The sequence below is a fragment of the Bacteroidales bacterium genome (assembly GCA_016709865.1).
GTDB lineage: Bacteria > Bacteroidota > Bacteroidia > Bacteroidales > VadinHA17 > LD21.
The window spans coordinates 69,290-90,556 of sequence record JADJLX010000006.1 but is presented as its reverse complement, the minus strand read 5'-3'; the positions used below and the strand labels follow the sequence as shown (position 1 = coordinate 90,556).

At 40.5% G+C, this 21,267-nt stretch carries 21 protein-coding genes; 2 read left to right on the top strand and 19 right to left on the bottom strand.

The annotated features are described in order from the left end of the window. Window positions 1-59: 59 nt before the first annotated feature. The 11 genes from IPJ16_16875 to IPJ16_16825 form a co-directional block, all read right to left on the bottom strand. Complete coding sequence (locus IPJ16_16875; protein ID MBK7628840.1) at window positions 60-824, bottom strand: hypothetical protein; 765 nt, start codon at window positions 822-824, stop codon at window positions 60-62. A gap of 181 nt (window positions 825-1,005) precedes the next feature. Beyond that, the gene (locus tag IPJ16_16870; protein ID MBK7628839.1) at window positions 1,006-1,866 is read right to left on the bottom strand and encodes a class I SAM-dependent methyltransferase; all 861 of its coding nucleotides are present in this window, start codon (window positions 1,864-1,866) and stop codon (window positions 1,006-1,008) included. Window positions 1,867-1,869: 3 nt separating this feature from the next. Then, window positions 1,870-2,307, bottom strand: coding sequence for an OsmC family protein (locus IPJ16_16865; GenBank protein ID MBK7628838.1), 438 nt, complete (start codon window positions 2,305-2,307; stop codon window positions 1,870-1,872). 75 nt (window positions 2,308-2,382) lie between these two features. Beyond that, window positions 2,383-2,838 carry an isoprenylcysteine carboxylmethyltransferase family protein gene (locus IPJ16_16860; GenBank protein MBK7628837.1) on the bottom strand — a complete coding sequence of 152 codons (456 nt, stop codon included), beginning with the start codon at window positions 2,836-2,838 and terminating at the stop codon, window positions 2,383-2,385. A gap of 82 nt (window positions 2,839-2,920) precedes the next feature. Then, window positions 2,921-3,706, bottom strand: a complete 786-nt coding sequence (locus tag IPJ16_16855) for a 2-oxo acid dehydrogenase subunit E2 (GenBank protein ID MBK7628836.1) — start codon at window positions 3,704-3,706, stop codon at window positions 2,921-2,923. A gap of 86 nt (window positions 3,707-3,792) precedes the next feature. Beyond that, on the bottom strand, window positions 3,793-5,346 hold the full coding sequence (locus tag IPJ16_16850) for a glycoside hydrolase 43 family protein (GenBank protein ID MBK7628835.1): 1,554 nt from the start codon (window positions 5,344-5,346) through the stop codon (window positions 3,793-3,795). Window positions 5,347-5,382: 36 nt separating this feature from the next. Further along, window positions 5,383-5,892 (bottom strand): PaaI family thioesterase, encoded by a 510-nt coding sequence (locus tag IPJ16_16845; protein MBK7628834.1) that lies wholly within the window; start codon window positions 5,890-5,892, stop codon window positions 5,383-5,385. A 177-nt stretch (window positions 5,893-6,069) separates the two neighbouring features. Next, the gene (locus IPJ16_16840) at window positions 6,070-7,443 is read right to left on the bottom strand and encodes a PQQ-binding-like beta-propeller repeat protein (protein MBK7628833.1); all 1,374 of its coding nucleotides are present in this window, start codon (window positions 7,441-7,443) and stop codon (window positions 6,070-6,072) included. A gap of 9 nt (window positions 7,444-7,452) precedes the next feature. Then, window positions 7,453-8,256: a hypothetical protein gene (locus IPJ16_16835; protein MBK7628832.1), complete on the bottom strand. Its 804-nt coding sequence runs from the start codon at window positions 8,254-8,256 to the stop codon at window positions 7,453-7,455. Between the two features lie 31 nt (window positions 8,257-8,287). Next, on the bottom strand, window positions 8,288-9,922 hold the full coding sequence (locus IPJ16_16830; GenBank protein MBK7628831.1) for a carboxylesterase family protein: 1,635 nt from the start codon (window positions 9,920-9,922) through the stop codon (window positions 8,288-8,290). Between the two features lie 49 nt (window positions 9,923-9,971). After that, window positions 9,972-11,048, bottom strand: a complete 1,077-nt coding sequence (locus IPJ16_16825; GenBank protein MBK7628830.1) for an alpha/beta fold hydrolase — start codon at window positions 11,046-11,048, stop codon at window positions 9,972-9,974. A gap of 180 nt (window positions 11,049-11,228) precedes the next feature. On the opposite strand from IPJ16_16825, the gene IPJ16_16820 reads away from it, so the two are divergent. Further along, window positions 11,229-12,125: an AraC family transcriptional regulator gene (locus tag IPJ16_16820; protein ID MBK7628829.1), complete on the top strand. Its 897-nt coding sequence runs from the start codon at window positions 11,229-11,231 to the stop codon at window positions 12,123-12,125. Window positions 12,126-12,211: 86 nt separating this feature from the next. Here the strand turns inward: IPJ16_16820 and IPJ16_16815 are convergent, their stop codons facing one another. The 6 genes from IPJ16_16815 to IPJ16_16790 are packed head-to-tail and all read right to left on the bottom strand — an operon-like array spanning window position 12,212 to window position 17,178. After that, window positions 12,212-13,060 carry a Sir2 silent information regulator family NAD-dependent deacetylase gene (locus IPJ16_16815; GenBank protein MBK7628828.1) on the bottom strand — a complete coding sequence of 283 codons (849 nt, stop codon included), beginning with the start codon at window positions 13,058-13,060 and terminating at the stop codon, window positions 12,212-12,214. Beyond that, a complete protein-coding gene (locus IPJ16_16810; GenBank protein MBK7628827.1) occupies window positions 13,057-13,857 on the bottom strand; it encodes a protein-ADP-ribose hydrolase in 801 nt (266 codons plus the stop codon). Before IPJ16_16810 ends, IPJ16_16815 begins: the two co-directional genes overlap by 4 nt. Next, a complete protein-coding gene (locus tag IPJ16_16805) occupies window positions 13,857-14,957 on the bottom strand; it encodes a hypothetical protein (protein MBK7628826.1) in 1,101 nt (366 codons plus the stop codon). The genes IPJ16_16810 and IPJ16_16805 overlap by 1 nt, the downstream gene beginning before the upstream one ends. Before the next feature lie 21 nt (window positions 14,958-14,978). Beyond that, window positions 14,979-15,947: a zinc-binding dehydrogenase gene (locus IPJ16_16800; protein ID MBK7628825.1), complete on the bottom strand. Its 969-nt coding sequence runs from the start codon at window positions 15,945-15,947 to the stop codon at window positions 14,979-14,981. Between the two features lie 12 nt (window positions 15,948-15,959). After that, window positions 15,960-16,988 carry a radical SAM/SPASM domain protein, ACGX system gene (gene acgM, locus IPJ16_16795; GenBank protein ID MBK7628824.1) on the bottom strand — a complete coding sequence of 343 codons (1,029 nt, stop codon included), beginning with the start codon at window positions 16,986-16,988 and terminating at the stop codon, window positions 15,960-15,962. A 1-nt stretch (window position 16,989) separates the two neighbouring features. Further along, window positions 16,990-17,178 carry a hypothetical protein gene (locus IPJ16_16790; protein MBK7628823.1) on the bottom strand — a complete coding sequence of 63 codons (189 nt, stop codon included), beginning with the start codon at window positions 17,176-17,178 and terminating at the stop codon, window positions 16,990-16,992. Between the two features lie 320 nt (window positions 17,179-17,498). Between IPJ16_16790 and IPJ16_16785 the strand changes: the two genes are divergently transcribed. After that, complete coding sequence (locus IPJ16_16785) at window positions 17,499-17,834, top strand: helix-turn-helix transcriptional regulator (protein MBK7628822.1); 336 nt, start codon at window positions 17,499-17,501, stop codon at window positions 17,832-17,834. Window positions 17,835-17,919: 85 nt separating this feature from the next. On the opposite strand, the gene IPJ16_16780 is transcribed toward IPJ16_16785, so the two are convergent. Both IPJ16_16780 and IPJ16_16775 read right to left on the bottom strand, forming a co-directional pair. Beyond that, a complete protein-coding gene (locus IPJ16_16780) occupies window positions 17,920-20,013 on the bottom strand; it encodes a glycoside hydrolase family 3 C-terminal domain-containing protein (protein ID MBK7628821.1) in 2,094 nt (697 codons plus the stop codon). 162 nt (window positions 20,014-20,175) lie between these two features. Then, window positions 20,176-21,267, bottom strand: coding sequence for an ABC transporter permease (locus tag IPJ16_16775; protein ID MBK7628820.1), 1,092 nt, complete (start codon window positions 21,265-21,267; stop codon window positions 20,176-20,178).

Here is a 21,267-nt window from a genome sequence, read left to right as displayed (position 1 = left end):
TGGCAGTTAACTGTAAAAGTAAAAAAGTATCCTTCTCAAAGCACGATTCAGGTTGCATCCTAAAGATTATAATTCTCCTTAACCAAATTCATTAAGGAAACTGCTTCTTTATTTAGGTCAGTAATTAAAATATTATAGTTTATCAATGAACTAAGATAGTATATTACCTGATTATAAAACTGGTTAATCTTTACGGGGTCATTTATAAGTAATTCTACATTTTTCTGATTCTGAATTGAATCGATTGGATAAGCTCTGAGATATTTAAAATTCATAATTTCTTTTTCATAATTCAGGATCTTATTGAACTCGTCCAAACAAAACCCGGTGTTATATTTAACATTATCTGATGAGCTATAGTAATTCACGATACTGTCAGATATGGCAATATTACGGATAAGTCTTAGTCCTCCTGTTGATTTTAGCTGACTAATAGTCCTGTCTGAAATTGTGAAGAACGTTGCGGAGTTTAAATATTTTATCGCGAAAAAGTAGAAGTCATTTATAAAAGTTTCTCTATTTGGATTTTCAAGTACCAGCAATAATGAGTCAATCCCGGTGATTTGCTTTTTGATACTTGAATTAACTTCCCGAATCTGAATGGTGTCAGAGACCAGATCATTTATCAGACTCTCCATGTACTGCTTTTCTCTTTTCCTTTCAGACTGATCCTCACTTAGATTGTTTACAAAAAAACCTAAAGTAACTGCCAGAAAGAGCATGAAGAAATCGAAAAAGTAGTCTTTAACTTTCTTTTTTAAATTGCCGGTTTGTTTTTGGGGAACTTTTTTGTCTTCTGTTTTTGGATCGACTGAGTTTTCCATAAGAAGTTAATTTTTAGATAGGTATTGGGATATCACATAACGAAGCTATTGATAATATTTTATATTTCAGCTTATTGATTCAAAAAACCTGAGGATAGCATCATTTGTAAATTCAGTTCAATTCTCAATTATGTAAGGGCAGAAAATCTCAAAATCTGTATTAAGTTTAGCTTATCTAATCTCATCTGTCACCTATCTTATAATGGACAGTATATTGCACCTTACGAACCATCTCGAACCTGGAAAACAGGTTAATCAGACCAAGCTTTTTCTCCCTGTCGTCAAAATATGTCCATTCATCAATAAAGTGATAATCTTCAGACCATTCTTCAAAATAGCGACTTGTTGGTATACCAAATGTAAAAATTGCACCACCCTGCATACCCAACTGCCGTTTAAATTTCCATTGCATATAACGGCTTTTCATTTTATCAACCCAGTATCGATTTGTTACCTCACATACAAGTTCAGCACCTGTCAATTCATGATTGATAATTGACAGTAGTGTTTTTATATCATTCTCTTTCAGGTACATAAAAACACCTTCAGCGAGAATAAGATAAGGACCACCGGTTTTTACAATTCGGGACCATTCCGGATTCAGGATTGAGCCTTCAATAAAAACACGTCGTGAATTTTCCTTCATAAATCGACGCCGTAACTTTATTACTTCTGGGAAATCAATATCGAACCATCTTAGCTTACCGTTATCTATCCGTTCAAACCTTGTATCCAATCCGCATCCGATATTTATAACTGTACCTTCGGGATACTTAGATAAAAAATCTAAGGTGTATTTGTCAAAACGTCTGCTTCTAAGAGCCATTGATGCAGCCAGAAGTGAGTTGTATTTGTTATTCAGAATTTTTTTATGAACCGGATCATGTGAGCCAATAATTTCCTTCTTGATCATATTTATCATTTCTACCGCCTTCGTATCAATGATAATTGGATTCCTGCTCAAAGTTTCACGAGCTCTTGCATTAAGAGTTATAAGCATTGTCCCTGAAACATCCAGTAAAGAATTATATGGATTTTCCATACATTATCCCTGTATTATTTCATATTCAAAATCAATTATTACATTACCTTTTATCATTGCCCAAACCGGACAATATTTGTCTTCAGCCAGCTCAATAACCTTCTTCAAATCAGCTTCATTAACATCCGGGGATTTTATATGAATATTCATTAAGATACTCTTAAATCCTGTAGGATGGCCTTCGTTCCTTACACCATTTGCAGTAATTTCAAATCCTGAAATTGTTTTCTGCATCCTTCTAAGGAAAAGCAACATCGCACTTCCCACGCAACTTGATAAACTCAATAATAAAAGTTCGAGTGAGGTATATCCCAGATTATCTCCTAATGGAGGAATATAATCGATAGAAATCGGGCTATTCCCTTCTACTATGCCTGAAAAATTAAGCTTATCGTTTATAAGTTTTACCGATGCTGATAGTTGTTTCGACTTGTCTGTCATACTATTAAATTTAATAGAATTGTTTATTAATGAGAGAAATCAATTTAAGCTTTGAACCATGTTACATGGCTTGAATTACAACCATGGAATTTTTACAGTCTGGGTATATTCATCCCATTCTTTACCAAAGATCTTCGACAGGATTTGCTCTTCTTCAGGTGAAAATAATCTCGAACCAATATATACTATTATTCCTATAGGTATACCTAACCAGCTATTACAGAGTATGCCTGCCCACGGGAGTACAAGCAGTGCTACGCCTGCATATAACGGATGTTTTACTAAAGAATATGGTCCTGTTGTTATTAGCTCTTTGCGGGGTATTTTGGTAACTATTAAAAAGACTGACCATGCCCAGTTGATTATTCCAGGAAACAAAATAATAATTGAGATAATTGATAAAGTTGCTGACGGACCGCCAACGGTAAAATAGGAGGGATACAGAATATTCAGGATCAGACCAATTGTTAAAAAGGGGAGGGTAAGAAGTCCGATTTTTCTTCCGTTACCCACAAGTACTTTTAGTTTCATATAAATCTATTTTTTCGTTGATTTTTGATAATAGACGTAAATAAAACCGGGATGCTGCTATTTGTGAATTTTTATTTTCGACCTATAACTCTCCCACTTCGATACATTTTTTTAAATCATTTAAGAATCGAACCATGGGAGCGCCATCAATTACATCGTGGTCAGCTAAAATAGTCATATTCAGAATTTCTCTGATTTTAATTTCGTTGCCGGTTACGACAGGCTTTTTTAAAACGGAACCTATTCCAAACGACAGAGGATGAACTGATTTATGAATAAACCAGCCTTTTATCTCTCCCATCATTCCAACTGAAGTAATAGCAACATTCCCCATTTTTCTGTACGCAAACTTTGGGTTTCGAAGTATGGTTTTCCAAATACTCCTTCTGAGAAAACCAGGCAAAAAGTAATATAGGTCTTCAGCCAGAGTTGATTTCTTAGTTAAAACTATGTCGTTATCAGATAATTCCTGATTTTTTGCGTTTTCAATTTCTAATGTAATATCTGCGGCACTCTTGTTATTTGTTTTTTCCAGAACAAGAGGAATTGGCACTCTTCTGTCACCTATCTTTTTTTCTACCAGTATTGAAATATTAATATCATTAAAGATTATAAGCTTTCTTTTGTTGTAAAGGAATGCTGATGCTTCGGGATATTTCTGTAATACGCTGCTAATTGCCTTAATTAACCATCCGTTAAAGGACACATTAATGCCACTTCTTCTTAGTTCTTTTAGTTTCTTTCTGCTATCTGTAACATCGAATTCGAGCAGAGCACTAACATGATGTTTTTGAAGGCCAATCGAAAAAGTATCAAATGTTGCAATCCGCGATTTTGGGATAGTCCTGTAACTAAAAGAAGTACTCATTATTAAATATTAAATATCAGGCTGGTATCAAAATTATAAAAGAAATATTTCTTTTCTTTTAGTATAGGGATTTTTTCGGCTCTAACTTAATTTATTCTGAACCAATCGAAATCCACTGAACCGCCCGGGGTTTTTGTAGCGTAGTTGAACAGACCAAAACGATAGCCCATAAAGTGAGGCATAGAATATTCCATTTTCAGGGCTGTTCCTATCGGCTTCCATGTTTTACCATCGAGGCTGTAGAAGAAATGGGCTATATCGGTCTTATTCCTGAAATCGCATTCCGCTTTCAGGTAAATGGTCTTCTGTAACAGAGGAACAACTTCCGCTTCAACAGGCTTACCGGTCTGGGCATTGATCATCACTATTGATTTTGTTCCATTTGAATATTTAACACCCACAATCCCGAATTTTTTCTGAAGAAGGGTAAGTCCGGCGACATCACCCTCCTTCATATTAGATACATCCATACAGGTTGAACCGGAACACTGAGGTCCGAATGTACGCTGTGTAAGTGTGTTTCTTGCATTAACTAGGATTGTATCAATCCGGCCAGTTGTAAGCCGGAGATAACCCTTGCGCTTGTTTACTGACCACAGACTATTGTCAGGATTATGGTTCCACTGCCAGACAAGGGGAAGTGACAGATCTCCTTTTTTACGGTTGAATTCATCAGATGCAACAATGCCCGGGATCAAACCATTGTTTGCAGGAAGATCAAGTGTATCAGGCACTTTCCCGTCTACCCCGATTACAGGCCATCCATCTTCCCATTTCAGCGGAATAATATAAGGGATACGTCCCACTGAGCCATAATCGCGGAAAAGATACGCAAACCACCTGCCATCAGGTGTGTCAACAAGCCCCCCCTGGGCAACACCAAGATCCTGAAAAGCAAGTTTCCCTTCCCATGGACCGGTTATTTTGTCGGCACGGTGAATGACAACGGTTCTCATTCCGCCTCTGGGCCATGTTATATTAAAGAGAATATACTTGCCGTTAACCTTGAATAACTGCGATCCTTCTCCAAGTCCACTGTCTTTTCCTGATGGTAAACTTGAGTTTTCTATTATAACCTGATTTGTTCCTCCGGGTTTTACTCCTGATAAATCAGCGTTAAGCTCAACAAGAGTAAGCTTTTTATTACCAAAGATCAGGTATACACGTCCGTCATCATCGAAGAACAGTGTGTTATCATGAAAACTCGGACTGAAAGAAGATTCTTTCCATGGACCTTTTTCAATATCCTGCGTTGAATAAATATATGTCTTCCCCGTTGTCTGGGCAAAAGTTGAAACATAAAAAGTACCGTTGTGATAACGGATACAGCTGGCCCACGACCCTTTTCCGTAGGCGTTTCTGCCGTTGCTGAGGGTCAATGCATCAACAGTGTCGAGAACATTATAGGCATAATTTATTATTTTCCAGTTGATGAGATCTTTTGATTTCATTATAGGCACACCGGGTGCCATGTGCATTGTTGTGCTGCTCATATAATAGGAATCTCCGACACGAACAATTGAAATATCGGGGACATCGGCAAAGATTACAGGGTTTTGTTGTTGCTGTGACTGAGAATTGATAGTTGGAAGCAGCAATGTCGCAATGAGTATGAGTGTCCCAAAACAGTTCTTCTTCATGATAATCAAATTTTAAAGCATAAAAAAGTATAGAATTTACGGAATCTCAATTTCTGAAGGATCATCAGAACTCTCTTTTATAAACCACTGATCATCTGTAAACTGATCGCTGGTGATCCTGTCGATAGGCACCTTCATATATTTCCCTTCAGCAGAAACAGCTATGTCGCCGTTCGGGAGAACAATTTCTCCTGTACCTTCAAAAGAACGGGTTCCTTCACTTGTGACGCGTCCCACTATTTTCAGTTCCTGGCCAAGCGGGATAGGCTTCCTGTATCTCGTTTTAAGTTCGAGTGTCACACCCCATAGCTGTTCCTCTTTTCCGTTGCAGATAGATCTTGCAATTGTTTCATCGAGGATTGTGGCAGCTATTCCTCCGTGCATGCGTCCCGGATAACCCTGGTGCTGTTCGGAGGGATTGATAAAAGCAACAAGTTCATTTGCATCGGTTTCGAAGAACCTGGCATGAAGCCCGAAATCATTTCTCTCACCGCAGACAAAACACATTTTTGAAATGTGCTGTTTTCTCAGGACTTTATGTTTCATGTTACTACTATCGGTATAAAAAATAACAATTAAAGAAATTGAAGATTTTTACAATATTAGCAATTATGGAAAGAATATCCTCTGAAATTAGCTTACCGGAATTTGGTAAATTAGAAAAGCCCCGATAAATCGAGGCTTTTATTATAGTTCTTAAACATTGGGTTCCTTTTCAGGAAATCACTGAGCAACTTTTACACACATCAGCCTGCTCTTGTCCCTTACAAGTAGCATACCGTTTGAGAGTGCCAGAGGTGCCCAGTTCTGAGCTGCGCCACCCGTTCTTGAAGGGGCAGCTGTCTGATCTGTGCCTGTAGTTTCTGCCGGTTTCAGAACCTCTGCTGTTGCGAGAGGCTTGAATCCTTCAGGTGATGGTTCTATCACATAGAGGCTTCTAATGCCGTCTGTAGCAAGAATAACTCCGTCGGCAAGGATCATGCTGCCCTTATCGAAAAGTGGTTCACGCATCGTTTTCCACATAATCTTACCATCTTCACTCATACAAACAAGGCCATCCTTACGTTCATTGTTTGTAAACTGAGCATAAAAGTAACCATTGTGGAAAATGGGTGGTTTTGTGTGCTCACCAAATTCTGCAGTCTTATAGAGTTCCTTTACATTGAATTTGTCGCCTGTTTTCTCAATCTGTATCATTGCAGCACCAGCGTTGTATCCGCCAACAATCAGGATCCTGTTTTTACCTGCATCAAATGCACTCGATGAAGGAATCCAGCAACTCCAGTTTGAATAAGTCCACAGTACTGCTCCGTTTTTCGGATTAATACCAACAACATTGCTCGGTGTCGCAGTGGCACCACGACCACTTGATGCTGTAATCATAACAACCTGATCTTCGCCGTTGATCTTTGCAATTGAAGGACTAACGAATCCGACTGCACCAAGATTAGCTGTTTTCCAGATTACATCACCTGTAAGTTTATTATATGCAACTACTCCTGCTTCAGGAGCCTGCGATGCTATAATCAACATATTGCCGTAGATTAATGGGCACTGGGCAATTGCCCATACAGGGAATTTGCCTCCGCCCTGCAAACCACTGAATCCACCCTCAGATTTACTTGCTGGCTGACCGCCAAAGTCAGTCCACACATTTTTAATCCAGACTGGTTTGTAAGTTTTAATATCAAAGCAATATAAATCTCCGTTATGGCCGCAGGAATAAACATATTTATCATCTACTGCCGGGACACTTCTTGAGCCGGGGAATTCAACAGACATCGGAGCTTCATATGCAAACTTCCAGATCTCTTTCCCGGTTTTCATATCAAAACAACGCATAATATCTCCTGTTTTGTCATCCCTGTCTAATAAATAGGCTTTGCCATCTTTAATAACCGGACCACCATAGCCGACTCCAATACTGGCTGTCCAGAGGACTTCTGGTCCTGTCGCAGGCCAGGTGCGCAATATTCCCTTCTGGGGTGATGTGCTGTTTCTATCAGGACCAAGGAACTGAGGCCAGTCCTGAGCGAAAAGATTTGAAATGCAGGCGAATAATACTACTGCGGTGAAGATCAGGTTGAATTTTTTCATAGTTATAGTTTAAAAATTATTATGTATTTCACTGAATGTTTTATTAAAAGTATAAATCAGACCAACATTCCAAAGGAGATCATATTCAGCCGGGATATTTGATTTCAGGGGTTTATTTATCAATGCCGAGACAGAAAGCGGAAAGTTCTTCTTACTTATTGAGAATGTTCCGTTTAAATACACTCCATCCTTGTCATCCATTTTCAGGTAGTATATTTCCGGACCAATCCTGGCAATAGTATTCTTTGCAACAGGGATGTTTGAAATACTTGGTCTGATAGAGAACATGTAAGTGTTTCTGGTTATAAATTTTTCTATACCACGTGTATAGAAAAGATACATTCCAGCCCCCAGATATTTATTGATTTGATAGTTAGGAGCTATTGCACCTGCCAGATACCTTGTTGTTCTTATAATTTCCTGTGAAGTTCCGGTGGATGTATAAGAAATGATGGACTTATAAGATAATGAGTGATTTGCATGAAATGTCACTTTAAACTTATCACCGATAGATCCGTAATATCTCAACCAGAAAACCATTGCCCATGGTTTTCCTTCAAGGGAATATCTAAACTGGGGTTCAAAAGTCAGTTTTCTTCCCATTTTCATGTCAAATACAGCTGCAGGCTTTCCCAGAGTCAGATTCGGGATTGTAGAGATCCCTTTACTTTGAATAGTAACTGCTCCACCAAAATTATATGTTTTGGCAGTTGTGCTGTCTGAGTTCTGGGCTGATAAAATCCAGGATAAACTGAACAGATACAGAATGACAATCATTCTGTACCTGGTATTATATTTTACGTTAACCGTCATATTCTTTTAAATTGTGCAACATGCATACGGGTTAAATACCATTTGGTTGAAGTTTATCTCCCATTTTCACTGCCTTTTCAATAACGTCAAGTCTGGCTTTCCTGGGATCAGTTTTGCCTACAGGTTTGCCATCAGACTGGATATCAAGGATCATGTTCGTTTTGGGAGTGTAAACAGGCCATTTAGGCAGACCTTCAGCATTAGGATTGCCGGTCTTTGCGAAGTTTACCCAATAGGCGTTCATAATCCTGGCGACCTCCTTATCCTCCGGTGGCACGGTTGCCCCCTGCGGAGCTCTGAGATTTTCAAACACATATGAGACGTCGGTTCCATGTCCGGGGCCAAACCGCATCCTTTCCTTCATGGCAGCAGGTACGTAAGAGAATAGAAAAATGTAAGCCTTATCGCCCCTGTCGGCAAAAGCACTTGCTGTAAAGCGGGCAGGCTCTGCCCATACCTTGTCAGTATTAAACTTTGTTTGTACCTCAGCGAATTCTTTTTTGCCATCTGGATCATAGGCAGCTTTTGCCTCGTCTTTTAGTTGTCCGAAAAGTGAAAACAGTTCTTCTTTTGAACTGCTTGCATTAACAAATGGTCCCCCTATTTCAGCACTGTTACACCCGATCATCAGAGGAACATGTGCCTGTCTGCCAGCCTTATATGCACTTTCGGAAGTCTCTGTAACAAATTTGCCGTCGAGTATAGGTCCTGAATAGATCCGCGGACCACCTTGTCCGTCATTTTCCTGTCCGCCGTCAACAATCTCTTCAACTTTCAGTGCACGAAGTTTGGCCAGTGCAGCGGCATCTGTACCCTCGATGCCATGTTTACGGGCAAAGTTTATTCCGATCGTTTCAGCTGAAACAGGGTAGTATGGAGATGCATTTTCTTTGCTGATAGGTCTGCCAATCAAAACACCGTCGCGGCCACCGCCGGAATGGCTGATAGCCTTATGGAAAAGTCCTTTTGCATCAGGAATTGTTAAGAGTGAATGTATTGAAACACCACCTGCTGAGAAACCGAAGATTGTTACATTTTTAGGATCTCCCCCGAATGCTGCGATGTTTTGCTGTACCCATCTGAGGGCCGCTATCTGATCCATAAATGCGTAACTGCCCTTGGGTTCCTCGGGATGCTCCCTGCTAAGTGCAGGGAATGCAAAATGACCGAGACGTCCCAGACGATAGTTTATGGATATAAGGATAACTCCTTTACTGGTAAATGTTGCACCTGAAAGTCCAGAGCCGTTGCCTCCCACAAATGCACCTCCATGGATCCAGAACATAACCGGCAGTTTTGCGCCCTGTTTGGCACCAGACGGTCTCCAGATATTAAGAAACAGGCAATCTTCCGACGAGCCCTCAGCAATTGTTCCGGCACCCCTGGGAAAACCTGCCTGGGCACAATTTGGTCCATATTTGGTCGCATCACGCACTCCCTGCCATGGCTCCACAGGTTGCGGCGGACGCCAGCGGAATTCTCCTACCGGAGGGGCTGCATAAGGAATGCCTTTAAAGCTTTCCACATCGCCTTCTTTTACACCTCTTACTGTTCCGTAAGCTGTGCTCACAGTTGGTGATCCTGTCGGAGCTGTTGTTTCAGCTTTCTGTTGCGCCTGCAACGTAAAGCTTATTATTATAGCTAAACCAACTATTGCTCTCTTCATATTGATAATTATTAATTAGTTACATAACTGAATAAGTATTTTGAGGTATCTAGTCCAATCCTTTTTTCTTTAACCAGGCAGACATTAAGTCAGCTATCTCAACATTGTTTAAATCTGAAAACGGGAAATGGGTATTGCCTTTTACCCCGATTTCAGGCAGATGAACCACTGTTACATCGCCGCCATGTTTGTTAACTGCATCTCTCCATAATCTGGCCATTTCAAGTCGGGCCCGCCATCCGTCCTGTCCGGTATTATTCATTGGTTTTTTGGGAATGAAATCACCATAGTAAACAATGATAGGTATTTTTGTAAGCTTCATAAAGTCTGTTAATGGCACTCCCAAGGCGGCCAGGGTTCCTCCTGCCATCGGGATAGGAGCAGGAACTTCACCTTCAGGAAAAATAAAGCCGCTTCCCGGTTCGTAAGAAACAATTGCTTTTATATTTTGATTTTTGATTACTGTTGCCCAGCCCATGCCGCCTGAATGGGAATGTGTTACAAGAATAGCCGGACCGATCTTATTGAATAGTGCCGATACGGCCTCTGCATTGACACTAATATCAATTGGACCGATGTTGGGCACCATCTGACGAAAATACTGATTCAGTGTCTCTGGGTCACGGGCAAACTGAACGCCTTCAAAATAGTCTGGCCAGATGCCTATACGAAAAGTACCAAACCACCCCTGCTCGTCAGGTGTTGGCTGAATGTTTGCTTCAGCTGTGCTGCGGCCGGCATTACCTCTTCTTGGCTGATCAATAAGATAAACACCGAAGCCTCTTCGAAGAAAAATATTCTGATAACCTTCCCGTCCGTCAGGTGTCGTCTCCCATGTTTTGGAAAACTGTCCGATACCATGCCACATTACCAGCGGATATTTGCGTGCTTCAACGGGAATCTGGTAGAAAACATATGCATGGTCACCGTGAAGGGTTTGTCCTGACGGAGATTGATTGTATTGATCGAAAGTTCCGGGATTGGTAACCACTGTCCCTCCAACGGCGAAACTGCCCTGTTCACTTATAATAATTGGATTCGTGGTCTTTGATTTCTGGCCTGTAGCCGGCAGTAGGATAGTTAATGCCAATATTAACTGGGCAGATTTTAAGAAATTTGGTTTCATTGTCATATTTACTAAATATGTTCTGGTTTGGTTCTCTCCAAATCATTTTACAAAGTTGAGGCAAATCTGAGGGGTTGACTTATACAGATTACTGTTTATTGTACCCCGATTACTGATTCTGATATTCAGAGGTATCCTGTTATATAAATTGATGTAGATTTGTATCAAAATAACTTTACAATGGATGAATTACTGATAATTGAGAACTTTTCTCAATTCAATACCCACAGAGGATACAAAATGCTTCATCCCCTGGCAAATATTGTTGATTTCGCCGACTCAAAACCAATCAAAAATGCAAGGGTGCATATTGATACTTACAGTGTTGCACTTAAAGAATCGGTTTGTGGAGACATAAAATATGGTGGTAATTATTACGATTACCAGGAAGGAACACTTGTATTCATGGCACCAGGTCAGGTGGTTGGCATTGACAATGATCCGGAGAATTTTCATCCCAAAGGCAGAGGTTTGTTCTTTCATCCCGATTTGTTAAGAGGAACCTCCCTTGTGCGCAGTATCAAGGAGTATACATTCTTTTCCTACAGTTCTAATGAAGCATTGCATATATCTGACCGGGAAAAGCAGTTGGTAAATGAGGTAATGAACAAGATAGAGTATGAATTAAATCAACCTATCGATAAGCATAGTAAAAGGCTGATTGTTAATAATATCGAGTTACTTCTCAATTACTGCATGAGATTCTACGACAGGCAGTTTATAACCCGCAGCGATGTAAATAAGGATATTCTTGTAAGGTTTGAAAACCTGCTTGATGATTATCTCAGATCTGAAAAGACTCAGACTATTGGTTTGCCAACAGTAAAATATTGTGCCGATCAGCTTCATCTTTCTCCGAATTATTTCGGTGATCTGATTAAAAAAGAGACCGGGAAAAGTGCCATTGACCACATTCAGCTGAAGCTTATAGAAATAGCCAAAGAAAGGGTTTTTGACACAAGTAAATCCATCAGTGAGATAGCCTATGAACTTGGATTTAAGCATCCCCAGCACTTCAGCCGTATGTTTAAGAATGAAACGGGACAGACACCGAATGAATACCGGTCGCTGAACTAGTAATCCGGTAATGGAGGACTGAGGAAGGACGGGGAGAAGAGGAGAGGGGGAGACTGGGAGACTGCAACTTTTAAAGGAATCTAAGATCAGGGCAATTTTAAATCATTTACGACTGTCGTCATATCCTCATTGAAAGATACTGTCGAATCAATGTTTTCTGCCATGCCATCAAAGTGATCCCTGTTAAGCCTGATAAGAATGGCATCAGGATTAGTATGGACCATGGCTTCAAAAGGGTACCGTATTATTCCGGGTGTATTGTAACCAACACCAAGCTCAATAAATACAGTTGATTTACCTTTCGTACCGGATATAAATTCATTATAGTTATCCTGTGATTTATACCATTTACTGTCCTGAACAAAATAATTATCCTTCCTAAGATTGACTTCCATATGTCCTCCGCAAACCGGACATTTTGGAACGAGAGATGATGGAATCCTGCAATCTATAGTCTCTGAAAGCATTTGTATTACAACCGTTTCATTGTAATACAACTTATCATGGCAGGCCCTCTCACACTGGAAGTATCCATAGTTACCCTGGACCTCAAAGAACCTAGAGTCCTCAACTCCTGCTTTCCTGAACTGCCCTTCAACGTTTGTTGTGATAGCAAAGTAGTCTTTAGAGGAGATTAACTCCATAAGCCTTAAGTATAGGTCCTTAACAGGTGTTTCAAACAGATTCAGGCTGATATGTTTTGCCCAGTAGGCCCATTTTTCTTCCTGGGTTCTGAATGGATAAAAGCTGGAGGTATAAAGATCCTTCATCCCGTATTTTTCAATGAATGGTTTAAAGTTCTCCGAGAACCTTTTTCCATCGTACTCTATCCCGGCAGCCGATGAGAGACCTGAACCAGCTCCAATCACAAGCTTTTCTGCTTTTTGAATTGACTTCGCTGCCTTTTCTACTCTCCTGTTATATCCTTCATTCATTTTTGCTTGCACTGTAAAAGTTTAAAGTAGATAGAGTAATCGGGATCTTTGAACACATTAAAAACAACAGCTTCAATTCCAGTGGCATGGTGTGAATTAAAGTAATCCCGGACCGTCGTGACTGCAATTTCTGCCGCCTGCTGATTCGGGAACCTGTATTCGCCTGTGGAGATGCAGCAAAAAGCAACACTCTTCAGATTGTTTCTATCAGCCAGGTTCAGACATGACCGATAACAGTCAGCCAGCTGATATTCTTCCTTTTGAGTCACTCCTTTACTGCCAATAATCGGTCCGACAGTGTGGATTACAAAATTTGACGGAAGATTGTACCCTGATGTAATTTTTGCTGATCCGGTTGGCTCAGGATAGCCATGAGTTTTCATTAATTCATTACATTCCAGTCTTAACTGAATCCCTGCTGCCGAATGTATAGCATTATCTATGCAGGAATGCAAAGGCACAAAACATCCAAGCATCTTACTGTTTGCGGCATTTACTATTGCATCAGTTTTAAGTCTTGTAATATCTCCCTGCCACAGTCCGATCCTTTTGTCGATAGGAGATACAATAACCTGGTTTATTTCGACTATCCCCTTTTCAAAAAGCTGAGATTGCAATTCCTTGTCCTGAGCTTTAAGTAGTTCTTCTGGTATCGGATCAGCTGTCCGGAGATTCATAAGGGTACGCATAAGTTGCCTTCTTCCAATCAGGTCTGATGGGATAATCAACTTACCATATCTGTGATATTCCCCTAGTAGGTAATTAAGCAGTTTATCAATGTTTTCCAGTGCCGGCATTAATTACCGCTGTTTTTAATAAATAGTCCGGCTCCCATGTCAGCACCCATTGTACCGGGTATGAGATGCAGAAAGTTACGTTTCGTTTGATCTTTTTCTATTTGCAGCGAACCTTCCTTTTTGATAATTACATCATTACCATATTTCAGTCTTTTCGTATCGGTAGGTTCTCCATAACCAAATGCTCCTCCTCCTTTGTTTACCAGGGAGTTATATCCAACAACAATTGAATTGGTTATTGTATAAGTTCTGTTTTCATCCCTCCCTACTTCCCAGAAGACATTATTGTTGCTGACCACATTATTATAGTATTTGAAATCCTCAGCTACAGTCCATGACCACACTGCTGCTCCATAGTTGTCGATCATCAGGTTGTGGTGCATTTCGCAACGCTCAGCCGGTTTGTCGGAGAACCAGAATACAACAGCATCCTTGCATTTGTAAAATACACAATGATCCACTACAATTCCCTGTCCGCTGGCTAATACTCCAAGATGATTCGGAATTACAAGTTCATCACCAACAAACAGACATTGAGTAATTCTCAGATCATCAAGATTTCTCCCTTCTCTCACGATAGGATAATTTCTTCTCACCATTCCTTCCTTTGGCCGTTCATGAACCGGTGTACCAAGTACTCTTAAGCCCCGAATTGTAACATAACTTGTTTCAATCTGGATCCCGTAAGAGGCACCTCCTATTGGATCCTGTCTTCCGTTAGGTTTAAAATCAAGAGGCATGGTTGACACAATAACAGGCATCTTTCCCGGATTCCAGTTTTCATCGTCCGGTAAAAGAGTTGCCCTTATAGTCAGTCTCTGATCTTTTGAAAAATGCCAGTTCACCGGATGAAATGTCACAGTAGCTGTAAGCCCGTAAATTCCTTCCGAAAGATAGATTGTAACAGCTCCAGTTCCATTGGATTCATTTACTCTTCTTGCAGCCTCTTTCAGGGTTTTCAGTGGTTGTTCCTTTGACCCTGCGTTCTGATCTTTCCCTGTATCAGGGTTAATATAGATGTCATTTTGTTGTGCTTTAGCAACAGTACTCATTACAAATGCCATAAGCAATATAATGATTAATGATTTTAATGTTTTCATGCGACAGATAATTTTTAAGTTTTATATTCTGACAATCACTTTTCCGTTAGCTTCGTTATTTTCCATAAATGAATGTGCCTGACCAATCTCATCCAGTGAAAATATTTTTGAGATAACGGGATGGAGTTTATGTTTGTTCAAATGTTCTAATATATCATATATTTTAACCTGCGTGGGATAATTACTGAAAAAGCCAGTCAGATAAACACCGGAAGGAATATCTTTTATAGGGTCAAAATTATTTAAAAATCCTTTTCCCCCCAATACTCCGGTGGAGCATATGATTCCATGATGCCTTACCAGTCCGGTTGATTCTTTAAGTGTTGCCGGACCGATCAATTCAAGTACTTTATGTACCCCATGCACATACAAACTTAAGAGCTGATCTTTCAGACTCCCATCATCGATCAATACGCTGTCTGCGCCCTGTTCTGTCAAAAGCTCACATTTATTTTTATCCCTTGTGGTAGCAACTACTTTAGCATTAATGCTTTTGGCAAGCTGGATTGCTGCAAGTCCAAGAGCACTTGACCCTCCCCGAATTAAAAGAATTTCTTCTGACTTAAGCTGAAGACTGTCAAACAGTGATCCCCAGGCTGTAAAATATGTCTCAGGAACGGCTGCCAGTTCTTCCCATCCGATCTTTGTCTCGATTCTGAATACATTTCTGAATGGGACCAGAGTGTACTCCGCATAACTCCCATCGAAGCTCCTGCCCATTCCCCCCATTAAAGCTACAATCCTCTGTCCTTTAATTAAATTACTGTCTGAAGGATCAGCAATTTCCCCGGCACATTCAATTCCCGGGATACGGGGCAGTTTTATATATGGTGCATCGGCTTCATACGCCCGCATAATGAGTTCTGAGCGATTCAGTCCGAATGCTTTTACTTTTATAAGCACCCATCCCTGTTTTACTTCCGGGACAGGAACTTCACTTATTTTTAGTTCTTCTGGCGAACACGATCTGTATAAAACGATTGCTTTCACATTGATGTATTTTTAACTGGCAATCTTTTTCCAGCATTGAGGATCTGTACCGTAAAAATCACCAGTATAACCGTAGGTTACAGCAGGACAGCCCCTGCAGAATCTTTTTAATTCGCAGAGAGAACATTTCTCAAACTTTGAGTAATCCCTGTATGAATCCATTCTTTCGCCGAGGAATATATCATATAAATTTTCAGTGAATACATTACCGATATTGCTCTCAAAACGCCGGCATGCATAAACGTCCCCTTTAGGAAGAATTGTGAGGTGACAATTAGCACAGTTGCAGCCCTCATAGACTACTTCCTCATTAAGGTTTTCAGGAATCCTGAAGAGTCCCTTCTCATGTAAAAAAAGAGTCCACAAATGATCTTTAAGGTTGAAACTTGTTCCGCTATCTTTGTATTGTTCAAACTTCTGCCAGCAAATTTCGAGCAGTTCCCGGTACTTTTCGGGTGTCAGGTGAGTGCTTTTTTCAAAGCTGGTTGGTGCATACCTGGCAAATGCAAAAACATTGACTTTATTTTCAACAACCAGGTCGATAATACCAGGCATTTCTGATGCGTTGATTCCAGAAACAGTTGTCATTATGGCACTTCTGATCCCTGCTTTATGAAGGCACTTTATTTTTTCTATTGTTATGTCGAAGGAACCTTTTTTTCTCATTGCATCATGAGTCTCCCTTAATCCGTCAATAGAAAGCTGATACCTCTCGCAACCGTGATCTTTCAACTTTTTGCATACTTCATCGTTGAGGTGAAAAGGGTTTCCAAGTATGGTGAAAGGAATATTATATGACCTGAACAGTTCCATTATGTCCCAGAAACGGCTGTGCAGTATCGGATCGCCACCAGTTATATAGAAATATGGTAACCGATTGGTCTTTTTGCACATATCCAGACAGTTTTTAAAAACAGATTCAATCTGTTCCCATGACATTTCTTTCAGCTCTGTATGCCTGTTCTCCGAGAAGATATAGCAATGCTGACAACGCTGGTCACAACTGTCTGTGATGTGCCACTGAAAAGCGAAATATTCCATTTCAGGAACCGCAGGATGAAGTTTTTGGTTTGCTGTCACCGTCACCGGCTCCACATGCAGAAGGTTTTGGCTCACTATCACTGGCACCACATGCAGAAGGTTTTGGCTCACTATCACCGGCTCCGCAAGATGATGGTTTTGGTTTGTCATCTTTTGAACCGCAGGAGGAACCACAACTTGAAGAATTCATTTTAGCACTACCGGAAGCCAGGTAGCTCTGGGCAGAAGTACGTGAAACATATTCACTATCACCTGTCCATCCTTTTACTTTGTTTAGATTGCTCATATATGTAATTTATTTGGTTATTATCGGCAATATTATGACAGAAAGATGCAATGTGCAAAGGGGTATCTTACGAACCTTATAGGTTAGAAATGTTGATTATCAGAATTTTACGAGCCTGATTTTAATATTATTTATACTGATTCTTTTATAGAGTAATAACTTAATTGTATTATTACTCTCTATTTGAGTATAACATTTATATTTGCACTATAAAATGTATTGTTATGAAAGAACTGGATCTGAAATTTCCGACATGTCCGATAAGAAATGTATTAGGCCGGTTTGCAGACAAATGGTCTTTACTGGTTTTATGCAACCTGCAAGCGCATGATAAGCTGAGATATACAGAAATAAAAAAATCCATCCCCGACATTTCACAAAAAATGCTGACAAGCACACTTAAACAGCTTGAACAGGATCATCTGGTGAAACGTAAAGCTTATGCTGAAATTCCTCCCCGGGTTGAGTATTCTCTTACAGAACTCGGATTAAGTCTGATGCCTATAATAGGGCAGATGATAGATTGGGCCCAGGTGCATTTTGAGGAGGTCACGAAATAAAATGTGAGAGAAGATTCACTCACCATCTCTCACATTAAATCTTTATAAATCTCAAGGATTATTGAATCCGGCTGATATATCTTTATTATTTAATATATCTTAATCCTTCGTCATAATTGAACAGAGCATAACCTTCTCCTTCCATGTAACCCGGAACATCTTCCTTCTGATTTGTAACAGCTTCATCTGATACAGGCGTTGAGAATGGCATTTTGCCTGATGGATTAAATTTGCCGGTTATAACATCAAGGAGGGCATCTGATGTAGTTCCGAAAGTAGCAAGCACCCCTATAATGTTTTTTGTCTTATCGTTATACACTTCATTTATTACCCAGGGATTGGTGTAATTAATTACAAGCACAGTCGGTTTTTTTGCTGTTAATTTATTAACATAAGGAACGTCAACTCCGCATTTGGAAAGTGATAGGGAGATAGGTGCCCCTGTGGATCCGAATAGTGCATTTCCAACCGGCTGAAGCCAGAGTATGAGTGCATCAGCTTTTGCAGGTGTATCTACAAATTCAACATCATATTTGTTGTCATTTGTCAGATAAACATTCGGGACTTCTGATACAGGTCCCCTGGCATTTCTCTGAAGCGACTCAAAATATATTTTTGTTTTTGGTTTCACCGGCAGTGCATCCTTCTCATTCCTGAGCAGGACAATCGATTTGCGCTGAGCCAGTGCGGCTCTTTCTTTGAACATGTCATTATTGACAATCTTCTCTGCATTATCAACATCAACATATGGATTCTCAAATAGGCCAAGGGTAAATTTTTCTTTTAAAAGAAGCAATACTGAGTTGTCGATATAACTGATATCTACCATCCCGGTATCGATAATGTGGATCAGCATAGCAGGATCAGATTCGCCTGAAAAAATGTTAACGCCTGCCTCAATTGCTTTCTTGTAGCGTTCCTCTTTCGTAAGGTTCTCAACTCCCCATGCCATTCCCGTTAAAGGACCTGTATCTGAATTAATGATTCCTTTGAATCCCATCTGAGTTCTGAGGACGTCGGTTATTACACCTTTGTTGAATGCAAATCCAACTTCTTCAAATTCAGTTCCTGAAGGAAGAGAATAGTACGGCATTATTGATGAAGTCCCTGCATCTATCGCAGCCTGGAAGGGGATAAGGTTGTTTTTGAACATTCCTCCCGGGTAGACTTCTTTTTTACCCCAGTCGAAGTGTGAATCCTGTCCGTCATCACCTGAACCTCCGCCCGGGAAGTGTTTTGTTGTTAGTGCCACTGATGAAGTTCCAAGGGTATCACCCTGAAATCCTTTTACAATCTGGGTAATCATATTGGCAACCCATTCTGCATTTTCGCCGAAGGTGCCATTCACTCTTGACCATCTTGGTTCGGTAGCAAGGTCAGCCATATACATATAACCTTTTCTAAGTCCTACTGCAGTCCATTCCTGACGTGCTATATCTGCAAACTCCCTGGTAAGGGGAAGATCGCGCATTGCTGACAGGCCAAGTTCACCCGGCCAGGAAGAGAACACTGTTGTTCCCACACTTGTTCCGAGCGATGCATTGGTTGTTATATTATTTCGCGGATTTGATGTAATAATTGCAGGGATCCCCAGAGGCTCGCTTTCGCAGAGTTCCTGAAGTTTGTTTGCCCATTCAGCTGTAATGCGGGCGCTTTCATTTGACCTGAGAATAAAATGGCGGTTATGAAATTCTGTTACTACCTTTTTTGTTCCACCTCCTGTGGCACCCATGGCTGCAATTCGTTCACCATTTCCTCCTGCTGCTCCCTGACGACCTCCTGCCGGTGGTCCTGCCTGTTCTCCTGCAGGTGCTCCCTCTCTGTTCCTGTTCTGTCCGAAGCCACCTTCACCACCGCCCTGTGAACGGCCGCCGCCTTCTGTCAGATCGCTGGCTTTCAGCTTTCCTTCCGATGCTTCAGCTGCCCTGGTACCCACCATATTTAGTGAGTTAATAAGCATAAATCCGGCCTTTTCTTCAACAGACATTTTTGACAGGAGATCCTTGCTTCTTTCTTCAGGAGTCAATCTCCAGTCCTCGTACTTGTCGAGATTTCCATTTTTGTTAAGATCTTTGAATTTAAGACCTCTTTTTTCGATTATTGAAACCGACCTGGTTCCCAGTACAGGCTGAGGTTTAATATCTTTTCCACCGGTACACGAAACAAACGCTGCCACCATAAGGCAGACAACAGAAATTGAATAGATTTTTTTCATGATCAGAATAGGTTTTTAGATAGACAGGAAACAGTATTGATTTATTCCTGATTAACCTGCAAAGTATTAAAATTATTTTGGATGTTATTTATTTCAGCAGAAAATACTTTCCGAAAGAGGTTTGAATTAAAATTTCATTATCCTCTTCCTGAACAACAGAATAGAACTCAAAGTCATAAGTATTCCGATGCCTGATAATATAAATATTTTTGGAAGAATTGCTTCCAATGGCAGGTTCCTCCAGAAGATATCATAAAATCCCTGGATACCCCAGTAGTTGACACTGAGGAAAGCAATCTTCTGAAGAATTACCGGCATTATAAACAGGGGGATCATACTGCCTCCTATCGCCGACATTATCAGAATAATTATTGTGCTGAGATTCTGGGCCTGCTGACGTGTTTTTGCAATGGCAGCCAGAAAGACTCCTAGACCGGAGACGGCAAAAGCCGTGGCAATTATCATCAGGATAAGCGCCGGAATGTTGATGCTCAGATCAAGGTTAAAGACGAGCCAGGCAAACAGGAACATTGCAGTGAGCTGCAATAGTGAAATAAAAAATGCAAACAGCATTTTCCCATAAAGTATTGAACTGACCTTCAGCGGTGAATAGAGCAATCTGTTTATGGTTCCGTTCTCCTTTTCTTCAAGTATGCTTGCTCCCACACCTGCAACGCTGAAGAGCAGCATTAGTATTGCAGTGCCTGCAACAGCCTGTATCAACCCAAGTTTAATATCATTTTTTTCGCCCACAACTGATGTCCACTTCAGACCTACTGCACTTTTTTTATCATTCATTGCACTTCTGATTATATTCTGCTGCAGGATCCCGATTTCCATTTCCCGCGACCTGTCATACAGCAGTTCAATCTGAGGTGCCTTCCCTGATGCCAGGGAATCCTGAAAACCTTTGTAAATTATTAAAGCTCCTGCATACTTTCCTTTAATAACCAGGTCCAGAGACTTCACAGTGTCTGACACAACAGTTTTTATGTCTTCGAGAGAATCTATCCTGTTAATTATCTCTTTTGAAGAGGTTGTCTGGTCAAGATCGGAAACCAGCAAGCCAACAGGCTCTGATCGGCCATCATAGGCACCGATGCTGCCATAAGCGAAAGCAAACAGGGTTATCAGAATAACAGGTAGCAGAAATGTCAGAATAACAGAACGCTGATCGTGGAAAAAAAGTGTAAGGTCTTTTTTGAATAGCTTAAACAT